Origin of the sequence: Acinetobacter stercoris, assembly GCF_900323515.1 — a bacterium.
Taxonomy (GTDB): Bacteria; Pseudomonadota; Gammaproteobacteria; order Pseudomonadales; family Moraxellaceae; genus Acinetobacter; species Acinetobacter stercoris.
Genome location: NZ_OOGT01000058.1, coordinates 1 through 19,125 on the forward strand (window position 1 = coordinate 1; position 19,125 = coordinate 19,125).

Below are 19,125 nucleotides of genomic sequence, written 5' to 3' on the forward strand. Positions count from 1 at the left end.
CTTATTAATTGATTTTTCAAGATTTAATACTGGTAATTCCAAACAATATTTACAAGATTCAAATTTTTGAACATCAAAGCCATTTACAAATTCCATCAATTTCAAATAAGGATTAGTAAACTCATTGCCACCACTATGTTCTTCTAAACTTTCATCTACGATATGAGCCTTAAACTTACTCCAATTTTTTTGGAAAGATTCTGATTTGAAAGAAAACTCTTGACTATCAGCACTCATTTTTCATCTTTTATCATATTGTTTACATTAATAATTTATCATCAAATTTCAAAAAATCAAATAAGTTTCACTTTTAAAGAATATGTTCATCTGTAACAACCATTCTCCCAATTAACTAAAACAGAAAATACCTTTGAGCCATCGGTAAAACTTCCGCAGGCTCACAGGTCAAATGTACGCCATCTGCATGTACTTCATAGGTTTCAGGATGCACATCCATAACAGGACAATAACTATTATGTTTCATGTCCTTTTTATTGATATTTCGGGTGTTTTTCACCGCTGAAATGATTTTTTTCAGATTTAGCTTTTCAGCGACTCCTTCATCAATTGCCGCCTGTGATAAAAAAGTAATACAAGTGTTATGCACACCACGCGGATATGCACCAAACATCGGACGATAATGTACTGGCTGAGGTGTTGGAATCGATGCATTAATATCACCCATCGGTGCAGCAGCAATCATTCCACCTTTAATGATCATCGAAGGTTTTACCCCAAAAAATGCGGGTTTCCATAACACCAGATCTGCAAGCTTCCCTTCTTCGATTGAACCAATTTCATGACTTAAACCATGTGTGATGGCAGGATTAATCGTATATTTCGCAATATAACGTTTCACACGATTATTATCATGATATTGGTTATCTCCCTCTAAAGGACCGCGCTGTACTTTCATTTTATGTGCCGTTTGCCATGTCCTTAAAATCACCTCTCCGACACGCCCCATTGCCTGTGAATCTGATGACATCATGGCAATCGCCCCCATATCCTGCAAAATATCTTCTGCCGCTATGGTTTCACGTCGGATACGACTTTCAGCAAAAGCCACATCCTCAGCTATGGCTGGGTCTAAGTGATGACAAACCATGAGCATATCCAAATGCTCGTCTATGGTATTGACCGTATAAGGACGTGTCGGATTGGTTGAAGATGGTAGTACATTTGCCTGCCCGATGGCTTTCAAAATATCAGGCGCATGTCCCCCTCCTGCTCCTTCAGTATGGTAGGTGTGGATGGTACGATTTTTAAATGCAGCCAAGGTTTCTTCTAAAAAACCACTTTCGTTTAAAGTATCGGTATGAATGGCAACCTGTACATCATATTCATCGGCAACAGTCAGGCAGTTATCAATTGCCGCAGGTGTTGAGCCCCAGTCCTCATGCAATTTCAACCCCACAACACCTGCCTTGATTTGTTCAGCAATCGGCTCTGGCTGACTTAAATTACCTTTACCCAAAAGCCCGATATTCATCGGTAAATCATCTATCGCTTGAAGCATCGTCGCAATATGCCAGGGGCCAGGTGTCACTGTGGTGGCGGAAGTTCCTGCCGCTGGTCCAGTTCCTCCGCCAATCATGGTGGTTGTACCCGACATGAGTGCCGTTTCGACTTGCTGAGGGCAAATCCAGTGAATATGGGTATCTACCCCACCTGCCGTTAAAATCTGCCCCTCACCTGCGATCACTTCTGTTGCTGCACCTAAGGGAATATTGATGTTTGGTTGAATATCTGGATTGCCTGCTTTACCAATTTTCCAGATACGACCATTTTTTAGTCCAACATCGGCTTTGATAATGCCCCACCAGTCAATAATCAAGGCATTGGTAATCACTGTATCTGCAACATCCTGTGCTAAAAGTTGCGATTGTCCCATGCCATCACGAATGACTTTACCTCCGCCGAATTTCACCTCTTCCCCATATGTTGTAAGGTCTTGTTCCACTTCAACAAATAATTCAGTATCGGCTAAACGCACCCGATCACCAACGGTAGGACCAAACATTTCAGCATAAGCACGGCGTGACATTTTCATAGTTAATTACCTGAAATTTGTTTTCTATTTTTAGGTGATTATTGGCTTTGTTTTTAAAGCAATAATTTGATTTTTGAGCATGTTAAACTTATGAATAATTGCACTTTTATATTCAAAAGGAATAACCAATACTATCTGCACAGTAGTATCTTTAGCTCCTTGATATAAAGAATACTTCATAAGATTGATCTCAATAACCAAGTCACTGTTCGGTGCAGAGAAATTGCATATAAACTCTTCCTCAACCAATGATTTCATTGAAAATATTTGACTTGAATATTGCTGTATTTTTTCTAAATTTGCGATAAATTCAAATAATTCAACCTCATAAAAATAGCAACTATAGCTGATTTGTATAAAATTCTGATCTTGAATTTTATAAGTCATATAGATATCACGATCATAAAGTATCGGTTCAAAAATAAGTACTTGCCCATTCACATCAAACATTTCAAATGGCATCACAATTTCCCCATCACCCGACCAGCAAAACCATAAACTTCACGCTTCCCAGCCAATGCGACCAGTTCAACCTCACGTTTTTGTCCCGGCTCAAAACGAATCGCTGTACCAGCGGCAATATTCAGCCGATAACCTCTTGCCTGTTCGCGATCAAACTGTAGGGCATCATTGGCTTCATAAAAATGAAAATGCGAACCGACCTGAATCGGACGATCCCCCATATTGGCAACAGATATTTTTAAAGTTTCACGACCAACATTCAGTTCAATATCACGATCAGGGGTAATCACTTCACCGGGAATCATGGCATTTTCCTTATTTGATTAAATGATGGGCTGATGAACCGTGACTAGTTTTGAACCATCGGGAAATGTCGCTTCGACCTGAACCTCTGCAATCATCTCTGCCACTCCATCCATCACATCTTCACGACTTAAAAGCGTTGTTCCATAGTGCATCAGCTCACTCACGGTCATTCCATCACGTGCACCTTCGAGTAAAGCTGCTGAAATATAGGCAATCGCTTCAGGGTAATTCAGTTTTAAACCTCGAGCCTTGCGGCGTTCTGCAACCAGACCTGCGGTAAAAATAAGGAGTTTGTCTTTTTCTGTAGGATTGAGTTCCATTACATTTTTCCGATTTAGATCATGAGAGTCTTATGCAATAACTATGCACAAATTTTTATTATGACTTTACGTAAATCATCAATTTCATTTCCACTGCATTAGGTTCTCCATATCCTTGGGAATTCTTCATCCAGACCGTACCAATAACGCCTTAATTTTGCCCGTATTGCAGCAAAGGCATCATGACATTCACGGACATCATGCCCTAAAAAACGCGCACAGATCACATCCCCAAGCACAGTCAAAGTCACAGGAATATCCATTCGCATGATTAACTCGCGAATCAGCTCTATATGCTCATCAAGATAGAGGTTCGTGCGATATTGTTCAGGGGCTACCGCCCAAAAGCTCCCCATAACTGCACAATTATTCATACCTAAACAAGATGTTAGCCATCGATCATTACCTTTAAAATTGAGACTATCTGCTACCAACAACTGCTCATTTCTAAAAAGTTTAAATCTGTTTTGGTAATTTCCCTGTTCAAACTTTTCCAGCTGTGCCTGACGACCTAAAACCAGCATATCCCAACCGATAAAACTTGCAGATGTAGCCAAATGGATAGATGTTTCTGAATAAGCATTTGCACCATTAAAGAGCATGCTTTCTTGAGGAAGCCATTCAAAAATTGCATGCTGTTTTAGGTGAATGTGAATATGTTGAAAAGCCTGTTTAGCATTACTTTTATACCACTTTCCCGCTCCAGGAGTAGTCACTACAGCATGTGCCCCAGCATCGACAGTCATCTCAAAACTAAGATGATCTCCTCCTGCAATCCCCGCAGGTGGATGGACAATAATGGCATGACAGACGCCTGTTTTTTCAGGCCATAGCATTTTTTGCACCCGAACAGGACCAGAATGTTTTCTGTGATGCAAAATAGTGCGCCCGGAAGCCAGCTTGAATCCAAGCTCCAATTTTGCATACCAATATTGTGCATTTTTAGCTGACTGAGCCAATAAGGAAGCGTCCATCCCATCCTATCGTGTGTATTTCAAACAGGATCTGGATGAAGCAATAAATGCACCAATATTTTGCATAGATCAATTTTATTGCACTTATATTTTATTAATGTTCTTTTTGACGCCCAAAATATTCTACTGGTTTGATTAACCATAAAGAGAGTTTACGTAACAATCGATCAAACATCTGCTGTTGTAAAATCAGACATGTCAAAATAGATAACATTGCACATATCAGAATATTCACAAAAATATTAAAATGCAGATGACAATATTTTGTGATCAAAATCACCACAAAACCATGCAGTAAGTATACTGCTAATGTATTGCTTCCTAATTTTATAAAATGGTTTTCCAAACGTTTGGCACACCCGAACAAAGCAAAAACACCTAAAGCAGATATACATAAAATCGCAGCACGGATCAGAATGCCATCCCAATCGGTTACTTTAAGCTGAGAATAGCTCAGACTGCCATATAACCAGAATCGATTGATCTGTGTGCTATAAACCAGAACCGTAATGATGGAAAGAATCAGCATTCCTGCGATAGTTGCATATCTATACTGCTGAATAACCTGAATAATCTGCTTTCCATAAACACAACCAACAACAAAAAAAGGTAAAAAAGTAAAAATGCGTCCAATGGAATATTGATAATTATTCCAAGGCGACAAACCAACCAATAAAGAAAGAAAAACAGAAATAAGTACAGGAAAAGGTGTTCGAATCAGAAAGTGAGTGAGCGCTGTCCAGACCATCATGCCAAGCATATACCACAAAATCCAGTATGGCCGTTCAAACCAGTTAAAACGGATTTGCCCAGTCCAAATTGCATCAAATGCCGGATAAAGAAATTGAAAAGGTAAATACAATGACAGAAAAAAAATAATATTTTTAATCCAGTTGTTATCTTTAAACAGGAGTCCAGAAATAAAGATAAAAGCAGGCATATGTACAAAATAAATAACACCTAGTACGGTATGACTTGTGATCTGCCTCCAACCAATCATTTGCTCGATAAAATGTCCAAAAACCACTAAAAATATGAGTATGGCTTTACTGGTATCAAGGTAATGATTTCGCATGATTTAAAATTAGGGAAAATGATCTGTAAATATTATAGCCCTAATACCTGAATTTTATCTGTTTGAATCTGCGATAATAAATGCTGGTAAATCTGAAAATTCTCCTTATCAAAACAAACAAAATAGATATCCTGAAGATATTGATTATATTCAAGAAACTCAAGCACAGTTTCTATAGAGATTTCAGATGCCTGAACTTTAGGAAAATGGTATACACCAGTAGAAATATTCGGGAAAGCGATATTGGATAGTTGGTATTTTTCAGCAAGTTTCAAACTATTGAGGTAAGCTTTTTTGAGCAATTGATCTTCATTTGCCTGTCCGTCCTGCCAGATTGGACCAACAGTATGAATCACATAGTGACTTGGTAATAAACCTGCTGTGGTAATCACAGCTTCACCAACAGCACAACCTCCCTGCTTATTCCGAATTTTCTGACACTCAGCAAGTATCTGCTCACCACCTTTTCTGTGAATTGCACCATCGACACCACCACCTCCTAAAAGTGAGGTATTTGCAGCATTTACAATAGCATCGACTTTTTGAGTTGTAATATCACCGTAAACCAAATGTATTCTCTTCATTTTTATACGACCAACATCCAGATCAGTTTCTCTTTTGTATTTATATCATCCGAGTTTTTAACTTAAAAATCATATCATGATACACTTTGCCTACATATTCACAGATTTATTCTAAATATTGGCATGAGCAAAAAACAGCAATACACTCCAGGCGAATTTTATTGGTCATTTCTACTCCCTAAATATTGGGGCATATGGATTGCAATTGTTTTTCTCATGTTACTTGCGATTTTACCCTGGTCTATTCAGCATAGACTGGCAACATGGTTAGGGAATCTGGCTTTTAATAAACTCAAGTCACGGCGAAAAACCACGATCCGCAACCTGGAAGTCTGTTTTCCTGAATGGACAACGGAACAAGTTCAGGAAAATTCACGTCAGGTTTTTATCGATATGATGATCGGCGTATTTGAGACTTTAAATGCTTGGTACTCACCCAAATGGTTTAAAAATCGTGTGACTATTGAAGGTTTGGAACACATTACCAATGCGCAAGCTGAAGGTAAAGGTGTACTGTTACTCGGAACACATAGTACCTTGCTAGACGCTGGTGGCTATATTTGCGCTCAGTACTTTGATCCAGATGTGGTTTACCGTCCGCAAAATAATCCTCTTCTGGATATGCTGATTTACCGCTGCCGCGCAACAATTTATGCAAATCAGATCGACCATGATGATATGCGCGGACTCATTCGCCATCTCAAAGAAGGGCATGCAATCTGGTACAGCCCAGATCAGGATTTTGGCTTGAAGCAGGGAATAATGGCACCATTTTTTGGTACACCTGCTGCAACAGTGACTGCTCATAGACGTTTATTAAAAATCTCGAAAGCAGTTGCTGTTCCCTTATATTTCTACCGTCATGGTGATATTAACGATCCACGTTACCATATTTTAATCGAACCTGCGGTTGAACCTATGCCGAGTGAAGATGAGCTAGACGATGCTACCCGTGTCAATAAAATTATTGAAAATCAGCTTCGTATTGCGCCTACTCAATATATGTGGTTTCACCGTCGCTTTAAAACCCGCCCCGAAGGTTACGATAAAATCTATTAATTTATCGTTCCTATTCACCCATTATTTCAAGGATTATTCTCATGAAAGTTATGCAATTACTTCCAGAATTAAATAGTGGCGGTGTAGAACGTGGGACTTTAGAAATTGCCCGAGCCTTAGTTGCTGATGGTCATGAATCCATCGTGGTTTCAAATGGTGGGCGTTTGGTTCCAGATCTGGAGGCGGAAGGTACAACCCATGTTACTCTGCCTATTCATAAAAAATCACTTTCCAGTTTATGGCAAATACGACCACTAAGAAAAATTATCAAACATTACCAACCTGATATCGTACACGTTCGCTCACGTGTTCCTGCATGGTTAACCCATTTCGCATTAAAAGGTATCCCTGCAAATCAACGCCCTCATCTTATCAGTACGGTACACGGGTTTTATTCCATCAACCGTTATAGCCAGATCATGACACAAGCAGAAAAAGTGATTGCAGTTTCAGATAGTGTCGTGAAATACATTACAGATCACTATAAAAACTGCCCACCAGAAGACATTGTACGAATCTATAGAGGTATCGACCCCAAAGCTTTCCCACATGGCTATCAACCGCCTGCACAATGGTTTTTAAGTGTTTATGAAGATTTTCCTCAACTTGAAGACAAATTCCTGATCTGTTTACCTGGCCGTATTACCCGCCTAAAAGGTCATGAAACCTTGATTGAATTAATAGAAAAATTAACAAAACAATATCCTGATGTGCATGCCGTTGTCGTTGGTGGGGCTGATGAGAAAAAAGCAGCTTATCTGGATGAACTGGAAAACAGCATTCAATCTAAAAACCTGACGGATAAAATCACTTTTGTCGGGCACCGCTCCGATATACGTGAATGGCTTGCTTTTAGTAATATTGTTTTATCTCTATCAAATCAGGCAGAAACTTTTGGTCGTACAGCTTTAGAAGCATTATCCGTCGGTACACCTGTAATCGGTTGGAATCGAGGTGGTGTTGCTGAGATTTTATCTAATCTCTATCCTCAAGGGTTAATTGAAGTTGATGACCAAACTGCATTGTTCAATGCAGTGCAAGCCCATATCCATCAACCTAAAGATGTTGCACCAGTCACGATGTTCAGTTTGAAAGATATGTGTGATCAAACAATTGCACTATACAAACAAGTCATACGCTAAAAATATCTTTAAGATGTACAGCAAGTAAAATCAGTTTCTTGCTGTAATTTTACATAAAAAACACAAATTGCTAAAAAAGTTTTCATATATTGCTAAAAAATGCCATTTTACTCATAAATGAATAACAATATAATTTTATGGATTTTTTTTCATATTGAATCACACTTTTTTTAATTTATTGTTTAGTTTCCCATTATGAACATAGAAGCAGATCTTAAAAATCCACTTGTACCAACTGATCAAGAGAGAAGTGAAGCAAAAAATTTACCTTTAGGTTGGATATATAGAATTGACCCTCATTACAATGAATCAACAGAAGTTCCCCCATCAGCAATTATCGGTGCATGGGAAGTAGATGCCAGAGGGGAAATTATTGAGAACTTTGTCCCAAATCCTAAATACAAAAAATCAGAATAGTTGTTAATTATATTTTGGCTTATTTTATCTTTCTAAAATAAAGCTCAACGAAGATAATCACAAATATTTGATAATTATTTTTTATTTTTCAGTCTTTCCAAGAACATATCATAACTTTCAACAAAATAATCCGCTTTGCTTTTGATGTCCTCTAACTCATGTGCAGAATATTGGTCATAAATTGCGGCAACATCAATCTTTGCACAGTTTGCAGCTTCAACTCCAATTAGTGAATCTTCAATAATCAGACATTCATCTGCACTTACATTAAAATGTTTAATGGCTTTTAGATACATTTCAGGATGTGGCTTGATATTTTCAACATCCTCTCGTGTAAGAATGAGAGAAAATAACTGTTTAATATCTATCTTTTGCTGAATATTCATATTATTTTTGCGATAACGTTCGACATTGTTAATACTGGTCGTTGTAGTCAATGCCAAAATAACCCCTTGAGACTTTAAAGTATTTAAAAAAACTTCAGCTTTAGGTTTAAGATCAATAACATGATCCAAAAAATAATACGATATCCCATAGCGACGTTCTTTTATCACTTTCTTATCTAAATCAATTTGATACTTTTGCTTGATAAATCCGCAATATTCCAGATAAGGATCAGCTAAGGTTTTAAATTTTTTTAACTGTTCATCACGTTGTTGCTGAATAGTTGGGAAATCAATCTGCTGTCCACTCAATTCATTTATAAGTTCAGCGTCTATTTGATTCCAGACTCCTACAGAATCAATTAATGTTCCGTCCAAATCAAAACAAATCAACTTCTTATTCTGAAACATTTTTGACCTAGAGTTTAAAAGATATAGTGATCATATCTAAATCAACTCTGCAAAAACAAGTCTTGAAATCAAGCTATTTTTAAGATGGGTAGCTTGGCTATAATTTGTCGAAACAACTAAATTAAAACCCGGGTTTTGCATCCTGCAAAACCCGGGTTTGTGAGGTTGTGCTTTCATCTTTTTTTATTATTTTTTTACATTCCGTGTCATCATATTCCATGACTTTACTCCATCGGCTTCGTCTTCCATATGGGACTTTCCATTCCCTACTCCATATGCCGATGATTAAAGATTATGCCAAATCAAAATGTTATACTATCCGCTTAGGGACTAAATCCTTGTAAGCTTTTTCTTACATTAGGAATGGTTATAATATTTAAAGCTTAAACTCAATTTTTATAATCCTGTGCAATTTCATCTGTCACTATTTTTTCTTCCTTCTCTGCTTTCTCAATCCCTTCTTCGATTGCCTGTTTCGCTTCCTCTCCATCAGAAACTGTTTCTTCCAGCTCTTGCTGTATTTGCTCAAATACTCGCCCTGTCTGTAATACCACATATACAGGAAAATGATCCGAACCTATATCTACAACACGGTGCATTTCTACCAAAGCAAAATCAGTACTATGAAAAATATGGTCTAATGACCAACGTAATAATGGATATTTCGCATGAAAGGTATTTACAAATTTACGTCCTACTCGTGGATCTAACAAACCACTAATTCTCTGAAATAGCCGTGTGGTTCGTGACCATGCCACATCATTCAGATCCCCCATAACAATACAGCTTTCATCCAGATCCTTGATTTGATCACCAACAATAAGTAATTCGGCATCTCTCAAGGTTGAGTCTTTCGCCTCTGTTGGGCTTGGAGGTTTAGGATGCAAACAATACAGATTTACAGGCTGTCCACTCCTTAAAATAACCGTGGTATGAATAGACGGAATTTCATCACTGAGTATAAATTTGACCTCCGTATCTTTTAACTTTAACCGGCTATAAAGATGCATGCCATACAAATTATCTAGTGGGACTGGTACACGGTATGGATAATCTGCCTCAATGACTGAGAGTTCATTTTGCCAGGTCTGATCAGTCTCAAGAGTTAATACCAGATCTGGCTGTAACTTCTGTATCTGCGCGATAAGACGATGATATTCATTATTTGGTGTTAGAACATTTGAAACCAGTATGGAAATTTGTCTGCTTTTGTCTAACTGCTCATTTCGTACTTGCTTGACCTGTTTTTTCCATAAAAAAGTATATGGCAACACCATTTTTAACTGGTAAACGAGTGCAGCAATAAGCAGTAACAAAATACTTTGCCGAATCCAATCCCATTGAGCTGGCCAAAATATAATACAGATCAGAGAGATGAAGCCGACTGACAAAATTTGTAATCTTGGAAAATCAGCACCTCTAAACCACCACTGATCTTTAGGAATCAATGACCAAAAGCTAAGCCAGATCACTATTCCAGAAATTATTTCAATCCATATCATTCATTTGATCTCTAATATTCTTAATTTTTGAATCATTCATAAATTTATATCAGTTTTGCATGTAACATAAACAAGATATATTGCACAATATTATTGCTGTTTTCATTGTGTAGCGCTTGCAGTTAAACGCTCTTTTGATACACTCATATCCCTTTTAATTTTTTTAACGCACCGAGGCAAAATGACATGAAAGTAGGTCTGGTCGGTTGGCGCGGGATGGTTGGTTCCGTCCTTATGCAACGTATGGTTGAAGAGAATGATTTTGCTCATTTTGAGCCATTCTATTTTTCTACCAGTAATGCAGGTGGTGAAGCACCTGCTTTTGGTGGTAAGACTGCCCCAGCACTTATGGATGCAACAGACATTACCAGTCTGAAGCAAATGGATGTCATTATTACCTGCCAAGGTGGCGACTATACTTCTGAAGTTTTTCCAAAGCTCAAAGCTGAAGGCTGGAATGGGTATTGGATTGATGCGGCATCAACACTACGCATGTCTGATGATTCAATCATTGTTCTTGATCCTGTCAATGCCAATGTCATTAAAGATGGCTTAGTCAAGGGAACCAAAATCTTCGTTGGTGGTAACTGTACAGTTTCACTTATGTTGATGGGTCTAGGATCACTTTTCCAGCAAAATCTGGTTGAATGGATGACTGCGATGACTTATCAGGCAGCTTCTGGTGCGGGTGCACAGAATATGCGTGAACTCATTACAGGTATGGGGTATTTGTATAACAATACCAAAGATTTGTTAGATGACCCTAAATCTGCAATTCTTGACATTGATAGTAAAATTGCCAGCCTACAACGTGGTGAAGGCTTCCCTGCGGCCAACTTTGGTGTACCTTTAGCTGGTTCTCTCATTCCATATATCGACAAACAATTAGAAAACGGTCAATCCAAAGAAGAATGGAAAGGTCAGGCAGAAACCAATAAAATCTTGGGTAATGCGCAAATCGTTCCAATTGATGGTCATTGTGTTCGTATCGGTGCAATGCGTTGTCACTCTCAGGCATTGACCATCAAGCTTCGTAAAGATGTTCCTTTAGATGAAATTGAAGATATGATTCGTCAATCCAATCAATGGGCAAAAGTTGTTCCAAATACCAAAGAAGCATCCATGACTGACCTGACTCCAGTGGCAGTTACAGGTACATTGACCGTTCCTGTTGGTCGTTTACGTAAACTAAATATGGGTAAAGAATACCTTGGTGCATTTACTGTAGGTGACCAGTTATTGTGGGGTGCTGCGGAACCTTTACGTCGTATGTTACGAATCCTGATTGATTTTAAAAATGCTTAATCAAGCTTTAAGCAAATAATGAAAAGCTGATCACATTTGATCAGCTTTTTTTTTCAATAGATATTGTGAAATCATAACTTTCTTATAACATGTAGTGATTGGGGAATTTTGTCACTGTTTTTGATCATTTTATTTTGGATCGAGATGACTTTTTATAAAAAATTGAAAATTGCCATTTTTTTGGGGATTTATACACAGACAATTCATGCAATTGTTTTTGAACCCTTACAGGTTCAATCTGGGCCAGGCGAGCTGCTCTATGCAGAAATGCCCTTTAAAAACTCAAATACAAATCAATTACTTCAAGTCAGCCTTGCCAGTAACGACGATCTTTCTTCGATCGGTATTGTTCAAAAGATTCCAGGAAATATAAATTTTTATACTCGACGCTCTGGAAATGGTACAGGTGTTATTGTCATCACTTCATCCAGACCCATTATTGATTCTGAACTGAACTTTGTTGTAAAAGTCATTGAAGGTCAATCAACACGGCTTCAGCAAATCAAGACAACGATTCGTCGTCGTGAAAAAAATAGTGAATCTTATGGCAGTCCCAAAGAAAAATTATTGACACCACAAATCGTGGTTAGTGAAAAGGATATCGCATTACAGCTTCCTGAAAGCAATGCTTTTCAAAAGCCTACAACACCAGATAAATCTGGAACTCAAGAGACTTTTAAATCACTTGCAATTCATACAGGTACTCCACCAGCCTTAAATCAATCAAAAATAGAAAACTCAGCAATCAATATACAATCCATTCCCGAAAAAAAACCAGTCAATGCATCCGGTCAACGCCCAGAACAATCAATACCAAATGATGATCAAACCAAGTTGCCAAGCTCTAAAAAAGCTAAAGCATATGTTGTCAAATCAAATGAAACCTTATGGGGTATTGCAGCAAAGATTGCTGCCAAAAATCATCGGAAGATTCATGATGTCATGCGTGAAATAAAAGAAAATAATCAACATGCTTTTATTCAAGGTAATGAAAACCGTTTAAGACAAGGTGTTGCTTTAAATCTAGCTGCCCGAAATACCCCTTCACAGCCTAAATATAATCAAAAGCCCAAAACTGTAAAATCTAATGCTCAGGCTTATAAAAAAACCAAATATCGATTAGATCAGGCTGAAATGAGTCTGGTGGCAAGTCAACAATCTGACTCGAGTTTGAGTGCAACAGCAAATCAAGCTACTCAAAATACCAAACTCAATACTCAGCTGGTACAAAAACGTCAAAATACACTTCATCTACAAAAGCAGGTTAGTCAATCTGAACTAAATTTGAAATTGAAAGAACAGCGTATTCAGATATTGAATGCAAAACTCGCGCAATTACAGCAACAATTGCAACAGCAAGAAAATGCACTCAAGTTAAGTAAAAAGCAAAATAAACATTAGTTTATCGTATTTTAAATAATTTAAGGGGACTTAAAATGTGGTATGCCATTCCATTTATTGTATTATTGGTAATATTACTTGTACTCAACAAGAGAGCTAAAAATAAAACACAGTCCCATCCAACTGCTACACAAAAGTTGCTCTCAAAATCACCTAAAAAAAAACCAGATATAAAAACGACTCATTCTGTTCGAACCACTCAAAACAATCAGGCTCAAATACCAGTTGATAACACTCTGCAAAAACCAATTGATGAAGCGCTAAAAGCCAGAGTTGAATATCTGATTCATGAAAAACAATACGCTCTAGCTGAGGCTATGCTAAATAAAGAGCTAAACTTAGCTCCCAATACTCATGAGCTTTATTTATATCTGGTTGATATTCATTTATTACAACACGATGAACTCGCTTTAGAACAGCTGATAACCTACATCAGATCTTTGAATCTTGTGGACATTTATCAGCATGCAGAAGATAAATGGAATGAGTATAAAACAATCAAACTATCTGATACTGATCGTCAAGTCTCAGTCCCTCCAGAGCAGACTCCAGAAGAAATAACATTAAAAACTGATGAACCAGTTACAAATGCAGTTCCTTCTTTGGAATCTAATCATGAACATCTTATAGCTGAAACCTTGTCAACCTCAGATACACTACTGTCTGATCAGGACTTTAAACAAGATTGTTTTTCACAATCAGAAACCACTACTCCAGTTCAGGAGAAAGAAGCTTTAGAATTTGTTTTCAATCCATCATTACCCACTCAAGATCCAGATACACTAGATCTGGATAAAACATTTTCTGCATACCAATCCGATATAGTTGCTGATTCTGACAATCAGAGCAGCACGTCACAAATACAACTTGAGGAAGATACATTCGCCGTTGCGTTCGAACCAAATACAAGCACACCCACTAAAGAATGCGTTGAATACCCTATACAACCAGATACTTCATTAACAGTATCGGACATAGAGGAAAAAACTGACATAGAAAAAATAGAAGTCTCTATATCTGAGCAAGAAATACATTCAGGTGATCTTGATCATGCTTCAGTGAGTGACGGTGTTAATCTGGACATATTACTACAGGCTCAAGCAGAACCTGTGATCATAAAACCTGTGTTTTTTGATCCGTTACAAAAAGAATTTCCAGAAATACTTGATACAGATGAAGCCCAATTAAACCTGGATTTAGCTGAACACTATATCAAACTGGGTGCCTACCAATCAGCACAGCAACTCTTAACTCGACAAGAACATATCTATTCTGAAAAACAACGAGAACATTCACAAAAATTATTGAATAGCATAGCTTCTTAATTTTTTTGGCTTTAAGATAAAGTAGTCATTCATTCATGGCTACTTTTACTATGACAAAAAAAATTGCACTAATTTATATGGGTGGAACTTTTGGTTGTATCGGTGAGCCATTAAGCCCCATGCCAGAAGCTGATTTTTTGCAACGCTTAAAACGTGTCCTTCCCGCACAACATAAAATTGACTGTTATAGCGCGAGACACATTATTGATAGCAGTGCCGCCACTGCATCTGACTGGCTTGAACTGATTCGCCAGATTCAGCAATTACAACTTGCTGGTTATGAGCATTTTGTCATTATTCATGGTACTGATACGCTTAGCTATGCTTCAGCCATGCTTTCAAAATTTTTACAAACATCATGTAAGGTCATCCTGACAGGTAGCCAATATCCTCTTTTAAATGTGCAAGGTGATAATACCCGAGAATTTACTGATGCTGTAGACAATTTAAATACGGCGATTGATGAAGTAGCTAAAGTACAAAATGGGGTTTATTTGGCCTTTTATCATCAAGTATTCCATGCCAGTACAGCCATAAAAGTCCATACAACCGCCCTAGATGCATTTAGAGGGCAAAAGGTCAATCAGCAGCTTCCTTATTCTCCTGACAATCCTTTCATTGTTGAAAAAGCACATATTGAACAGGCGAAAGAGTTCAATATTATCAACTGGATGATGCAGCCAATTTCTATCCAGCATTTAGAACACAACCTTGAAAATCTTTTAAATGCGCCTCCACATTTTCTTATTCTTCAAGCTTATGGTACAGGCAATCTGGCAGTAAGCGAAAAAATAATTCAAACTTTCAAATCCTTAAAGAAAAAAAACTGCTTAGTGGTTTTAACGACTCAAGTACCCTTAGGTGGAATAGATCAACGCTATGCAATAAGCCAATGGATAAAACATGCTGAAATTTTGATAAGTGATTGTCAAAGTCTTGCAGATCTTTATGCAAAAGCACTCAAAATGTATTTACAATACCCATCCTTGGAGCAATGGTACAGCCATTGGTATGATCAACCTGAATAGAGGTCATTATGCAACGTTTTGCGGTAGGTATTGAGTTTTGTGGCATTCGCTATAGAGGTTGGCAAACTCAGCAACCAGGCGTTCGTAGCATTCAGGAAACACTAGAATCAGTCTTGAGCAAGATTGCAGATGAACCTGTCATTCTGCATGGTGCTGGTCGTACAGATGCTGGCGTGCATGCCACAAATATGGTTGCACACTTTGATACCAACGCAATTCGTCCAGAACGTGGCTGGTTAATGGGGGCTAACAGTCAACTTCCCAAAGACATTGCAATTCAGTGGATCAAGGAAATGGATTTTGAATTTCATGCCCGTTTTAAGGCTCAAGCACGTCGCTATCGCTATGTGGTTTATCAAAATCCAAGTCGTCCGGCACTATTGTACAAACAAGTTACTCATGCCTACTACCCACTCGATGTAGATAAAATGATCGTTGCTGCTCAAAAATTTGAGGGAACCCATAACTTTGAAAGCTTCAGAGCAGCAGCATGCCAGTCCAATCAACCTGTTCGACATGTCAGCCACTGTCGTTTAATACGTCATGGAGCTTATTTAGTACTGGATATTCAGGCAGATGGTTTTTTACACCATATGGTGCGAAATATCATGGGATGCTTACTGGAAGTTGGTCAAGGCATGTATGACATTGAACATATAGATGAAATATTTGCAGCAGAAGATAGAAAAGCAGCAGGTATTACAGCTCCTCCAGATGGCTTGTACTTCATTCAGGCACATTATCCAGAACAGTTTGATTTACCCAAAGTTCCACTCGGTCCACATTGGTTAAATATGCCAGAGTAATAGATTTTTATTTATTCCAACCTCCCTTTTTATAAAAGGGAGGAAAATAAAATGGGAAATTTAGCGCTGTTTACGTTTTCTATATTCTACAGGTGTTTCATTCGTCCAGCGCTTGAATGCTCTATAGAACGTACTTGGTTCTGAAAAACCAGTCAGATACACAATTCGTTCAACACTCTCATTCGTACCAGCAAGAAGTTTCTTGGCTAAACGGCAACGATAATCCGAGAGAATCTGCTGAAAACTGGTATTAGCTTCAGAAAGCTGCGTTCGCAAACGTCTAGGTGTAATATTCAGTTGCGCTGCAACAGTTTCCAGAGTTGTTTCACCACTCTCTAAAGTTGACCCAATGGCACGGCGAACTTCTCCAACCAAATCATAACGAGCCAGTTCTTGAAGCTTTTCAATCGCTAATTGCTCATGCAATTGTAGCAATTCTGGTTCTGCCTGCCAAAGTGGATAACTCAGGATAGTTGGATCAAAATATAAGCGTGTTTCTTTTTGCCCTAAACTCACTGGGCATTCATAAACCCGAAAATATTCGTCTTCAGATGCACCATCTGCGAAATTAAAATCAATATACAAAGGCTCAAAACGACCTTCTGTAATAAACTTAAAAAATCGAAGAATGCCTGAAATGGCACACTCAGAAAAATGGCGATTGACCAGACTATCTGCCCATGGCTGAATACCATTGGTCAAATAACATTGCCCATCTTCGAGTACCAATCTGGCATGAAATGCATCACTAATCAGACGCTGATACGCCAGTGCCCTTTTTAAGCCTTCGCCAAAGTTTTCACTACTGATAAACAAGTGCTCAATTACCTGACCACGATAGAGTGGCAAATGCTCACCTAGATGCAAGCCAATATCTGGATCATTACTGACTTCTTCAGCCGCAATCCAGAACGCGTATTGAGCACTCAGTGGTGTACGCGCATTTTGTTCAACTTGATTTAGCGCAACACCCGCTTTCGTTAAAATTTCTTCGGTAGGCAAACCAGCACGACGAATCGCTTGATAGCCTAATCGTAAAACAACCGAAGCATCCGTTAGCTGACCCACTTAAGTACCCTTCCTTGTATGTTATTCATTTATACTTAAAAACAGTGATTTTAGATTACAGTCGATTGACCAAACTGACAACATCTCAGAGCACTTTTTTGTTGAATATTTTTATCTAATTGTTCGCTTATTTTGAGCACAGATGCCAGCCTTACTGGCTATTTCATCTTGTTTTTTCCAAAAAAATTGCCTATAATTTGCGCCTTTCCAATTTGATCATCAGGTAGGCTATGGCCAATAAAGAGGAACTTATCGAGTTCGAAGGCGTTGTCACCGAAACGCTTCCTAATACTATGTTCCGTGTGCGTTTAGAAAACGGTCACGAAGTGATTGCTCACATTTCAGGTAAAATGCGTAAACACTATATTCGTATTTTGACTGGTGACCATGTCAAGGTTGAAATGACACCATATGACTTGACTAAAGGTCGTATTACATATCGTGCACGCTAAGTTTTAGTGTAAGCAGAAAAGCCACATTCAGTGGCTTTTTTTCGTGCTGCTATTAATATACTTGATACTCAATCCAATGCACTCGATTTACAGCCAATTGTATTGCATTCACGGATACGCTCACGTAACCAATGATTACGTTCTTGGGTTTTACTCAGTCTACACTGAACATCGACTGTTGAAGCATGAGTACACTCTGAATCTCTCTCTCTAATCCAAGCAAGTTGAGACCTTTTCAGAGTAGCTTTTTGAGTGGCATTCAACTTGGCTCTCAATGCCTGATAACTTTTATTTAGTTCTGCATCTGCACTTGCATAAACTTTATTTGTACAATAAATATCATCAAAATTATTTCTGGTATTGTCACAATTATCTGCCAATGCAAAACTTGAAATCATTAAGCAGCTTAGACTGAATAATATTTTTTTCATGTTTTATCCCTTTTCTCGGTGATTTTAAATTTATCTAATGCATGTGAAATTAAATACTTTAATTTTCATACAGTCATTATTATTAAAAGACAAACCAATTATCTGATTTATCTTCTCAGCAACATTTTATATGCAATGATCATCATAAGATATGATTAGTTCGATAAAGATCGCAACTCTAGGGAATGGAGATAAACGATGAGAACCATTTTTAGGCTCTATATAATACTTATCAGTACAAACCTATTTATTGCCTGTCAAACAACGGATATACGCCCATTCGATTTAAATGCATATCTGCAAAGATATATTGGGCAATCAAGCTCCGATATCCAAAAACACCTTCACTTTTATAATCTCGGTTATCAATCGGCCCAACCTGTTTTGAGTGACAACCATCTTATCTATACGATTTATCAGCCCATAAACATTCCAATTATGATCAATAGTGATCCATTAAACCCTGGTCCTATCAGAGCAAATAGCTATGATGTCCATTTAAAATGTAATGTGATTTTCAACCTACAACAAGGTGTAGCCCATTCTATTTCATATCAAGGTAACTCATGTTAAGAAAAAATTTAAAGTAATGACTTATATTTTAATAATACTTATCCATAT

General features: G+C 37.8%; 21 protein-coding genes. 9 read left to right on the forward strand and 12 right to left on the reverse strand.

The genetic code is table 11. From position 1 onward, the window contains the following. The 8 genes from KPC_RS08085 to KPC_RS08120 form a co-directional block, all read right to left on the reverse strand. On the reverse strand, positions 1-237 hold a 237-nt coding region (locus tag KPC_RS08085), incomplete at its 3' end, for a hypothetical protein (RefSeq protein WP_146196633.1). Positions 238-352: 115 nt separating this feature from the next. Then, entirely contained in the window at positions 353-2,053 is a 1,701-nt protein-coding gene (gene ureC / locus KPC_RS08090; RefSeq protein WP_121973876.1) for an urease subunit alpha, read from the reverse strand. 30 nt (positions 2,054-2,083) lie between these two features. Continuing rightward, positions 2,084-2,515, reverse strand: coding sequence for a hypothetical protein (locus tag KPC_RS08095; RefSeq protein ID WP_121973877.1), 432 nt, complete (start codon positions 2,513-2,515; stop codon positions 2,084-2,086). Continuing rightward, a complete protein-coding gene (locus KPC_RS08100) occupies positions 2,515-2,820 on the reverse strand; it encodes an urease subunit beta (RefSeq protein WP_121973878.1) in 306 nt (101 codons plus the stop codon). The genes KPC_RS08095 and KPC_RS08100 overlap by 1 nt, the downstream gene beginning before the upstream one ends. A gap of 18 nt (positions 2,821-2,838) precedes the next feature. Next, positions 2,839-3,141, reverse strand: coding sequence for an urease subunit gamma (ureA, locus tag KPC_RS08105; protein ID WP_121973879.1), 303 nt, complete (start codon positions 3,139-3,141; stop codon positions 2,839-2,841). 98 nt (positions 3,142-3,239) lie between these two features. Continuing rightward, positions 3,240-4,115: an urease accessory protein UreD gene (locus KPC_RS08110; protein ID WP_121973880.1), complete on the reverse strand. Its 876-nt coding sequence runs from the start codon at positions 4,113-4,115 to the stop codon at positions 3,240-3,242. A gap of 94 nt (positions 4,116-4,209) precedes the next feature. After that, positions 4,210-5,190, reverse strand: coding sequence for an acyltransferase family protein (locus tag KPC_RS08115; RefSeq protein WP_121973881.1), 981 nt, complete (start codon positions 5,188-5,190; stop codon positions 4,210-4,212). Between the two features lie 32 nt (positions 5,191-5,222). Further along, on the reverse strand, positions 5,223-5,774 hold the full coding sequence (locus KPC_RS08120; protein ID WP_121973882.1) for an O-acetyl-ADP-ribose deacetylase: 552 nt from the start codon (positions 5,772-5,774) through the stop codon (positions 5,223-5,225). A gap of 123 nt (positions 5,775-5,897) precedes the next feature. Between KPC_RS08120 and KPC_RS08125 the strand changes: the two genes are divergently transcribed. From KPC_RS08125 to KPC_RS08135, 3 genes are all read left to right on the forward strand, one after another. Next, the gene (locus KPC_RS08125) at positions 5,898-6,833 is read left to right on the forward strand and encodes an LpxL/LpxP family acyltransferase (protein WP_121973883.1); all 936 of its coding nucleotides are present in this window, start codon (positions 5,898-5,900) and stop codon (positions 6,831-6,833) included. Positions 6,834-6,874: 41 nt separating this feature from the next. Then, positions 6,875-7,975, forward strand: a complete 1,101-nt coding sequence (locus KPC_RS08130) for a glycosyltransferase family 4 protein (protein ID WP_121973884.1) — start codon at positions 6,875-6,877, stop codon at positions 7,973-7,975. A 195-nt stretch (positions 7,976-8,170) separates the two neighbouring features. Beyond that, positions 8,171-8,392, forward strand: a complete 222-nt coding sequence (locus tag KPC_RS08135; protein ID WP_121973885.1) for a hypothetical protein — start codon at positions 8,171-8,173, stop codon at positions 8,390-8,392. Between the two features lie 74 nt (positions 8,393-8,466). Here KPC_RS08135 and KPC_RS08140 read toward each other — a convergent pair whose 3' ends face one another. Both KPC_RS08140 and KPC_RS08145 read right to left on the reverse strand, forming a co-directional pair. Further along, positions 8,467-9,186 carry an HAD family hydrolase gene (locus KPC_RS08140; protein ID WP_121973886.1) on the reverse strand — a complete coding sequence of 240 codons (720 nt, stop codon included), beginning with the start codon at positions 9,184-9,186 and terminating at the stop codon, positions 8,467-8,469. Between the two features lie 389 nt (positions 9,187-9,575). Beyond that, a complete protein-coding gene (locus KPC_RS08145; RefSeq protein ID WP_121973887.1) occupies positions 9,576-10,688 on the reverse strand; it encodes an endonuclease/exonuclease/phosphatase family protein in 1,113 nt (370 codons plus the stop codon). Between the two features lie 186 nt (positions 10,689-10,874). Between KPC_RS08145 and asd the strand changes: the two genes are divergently transcribed. The 5 genes from asd to truA all read left to right on the forward strand — a co-directional run bounded on the left by asd (position 10,875) and on the right by truA (position 16,553). Beyond that, positions 10,875-11,993 (forward strand): aspartate-semialdehyde dehydrogenase, encoded by a 1,119-nt coding sequence (gene asd / locus KPC_RS08150; RefSeq protein ID WP_121973888.1) that lies wholly within the window; start codon positions 10,875-10,877, stop codon positions 11,991-11,993. 144 nt (positions 11,994-12,137) lie between these two features. Then, on the forward strand, positions 12,138-13,394 hold the full coding sequence (locus KPC_RS08155) for a type IV pilus assembly protein FimV (RefSeq protein ID WP_121973889.1): 1,257 nt from the start codon (positions 12,138-12,140) through the stop codon (positions 13,392-13,394). Between the two features lie 35 nt (positions 13,395-13,429). Next, positions 13,430-14,719, forward strand: a complete 1,290-nt coding sequence (locus tag KPC_RS08160) for a hypothetical protein (RefSeq protein ID WP_121973890.1) — start codon at positions 13,430-13,432, stop codon at positions 14,717-14,719. 50 nt (positions 14,720-14,769) lie between these two features. Continuing rightward, positions 14,770-15,747: an asparaginase gene (locus KPC_RS08165; protein ID WP_121973891.1), complete on the forward strand. Its 978-nt coding sequence runs from the start codon at positions 14,770-14,772 to the stop codon at positions 15,745-15,747. Between the two features lie 8 nt (positions 15,748-15,755). Then, positions 15,756-16,553: a tRNA pseudouridine(38-40) synthase TruA gene (truA, locus tag KPC_RS08170; RefSeq protein WP_121973892.1), complete on the forward strand. Its 798-nt coding sequence runs from the start codon at positions 15,756-15,758 to the stop codon at positions 16,551-16,553. A gap of 60 nt (positions 16,554-16,613) precedes the next feature. On the opposite strand, the gene KPC_RS08175 is transcribed toward truA, so the two are convergent. Then, positions 16,614-17,621: an AraC family transcriptional regulator gene (locus KPC_RS08175; RefSeq protein ID WP_121973893.1), complete on the reverse strand. Its 1,008-nt coding sequence runs from the start codon at positions 17,619-17,621 to the stop codon at positions 16,614-16,616. Positions 17,622-17,851: 230 nt separating this feature from the next. On the opposite strand from KPC_RS08175, the gene infA reads away from it, so the two are divergent. Further along, positions 17,852-18,073, forward strand: a complete 222-nt coding sequence (gene infA, locus KPC_RS08180) for a translation initiation factor IF-1 (RefSeq protein WP_004754324.1) — start codon at positions 17,852-17,854, stop codon at positions 18,071-18,073. A gap of 68 nt (positions 18,074-18,141) precedes the next feature. On the opposite strand, the gene KPC_RS08185 is transcribed toward infA, so the two are convergent. Then, on the reverse strand, positions 18,142-18,504 hold the full coding sequence (locus tag KPC_RS08185) for a lysozyme inhibitor LprI family protein (RefSeq protein WP_121973894.1): 363 nt from the start codon (positions 18,502-18,504) through the stop codon (positions 18,142-18,144). Positions 18,505-19,125: the final 621 nt, after the last annotated feature.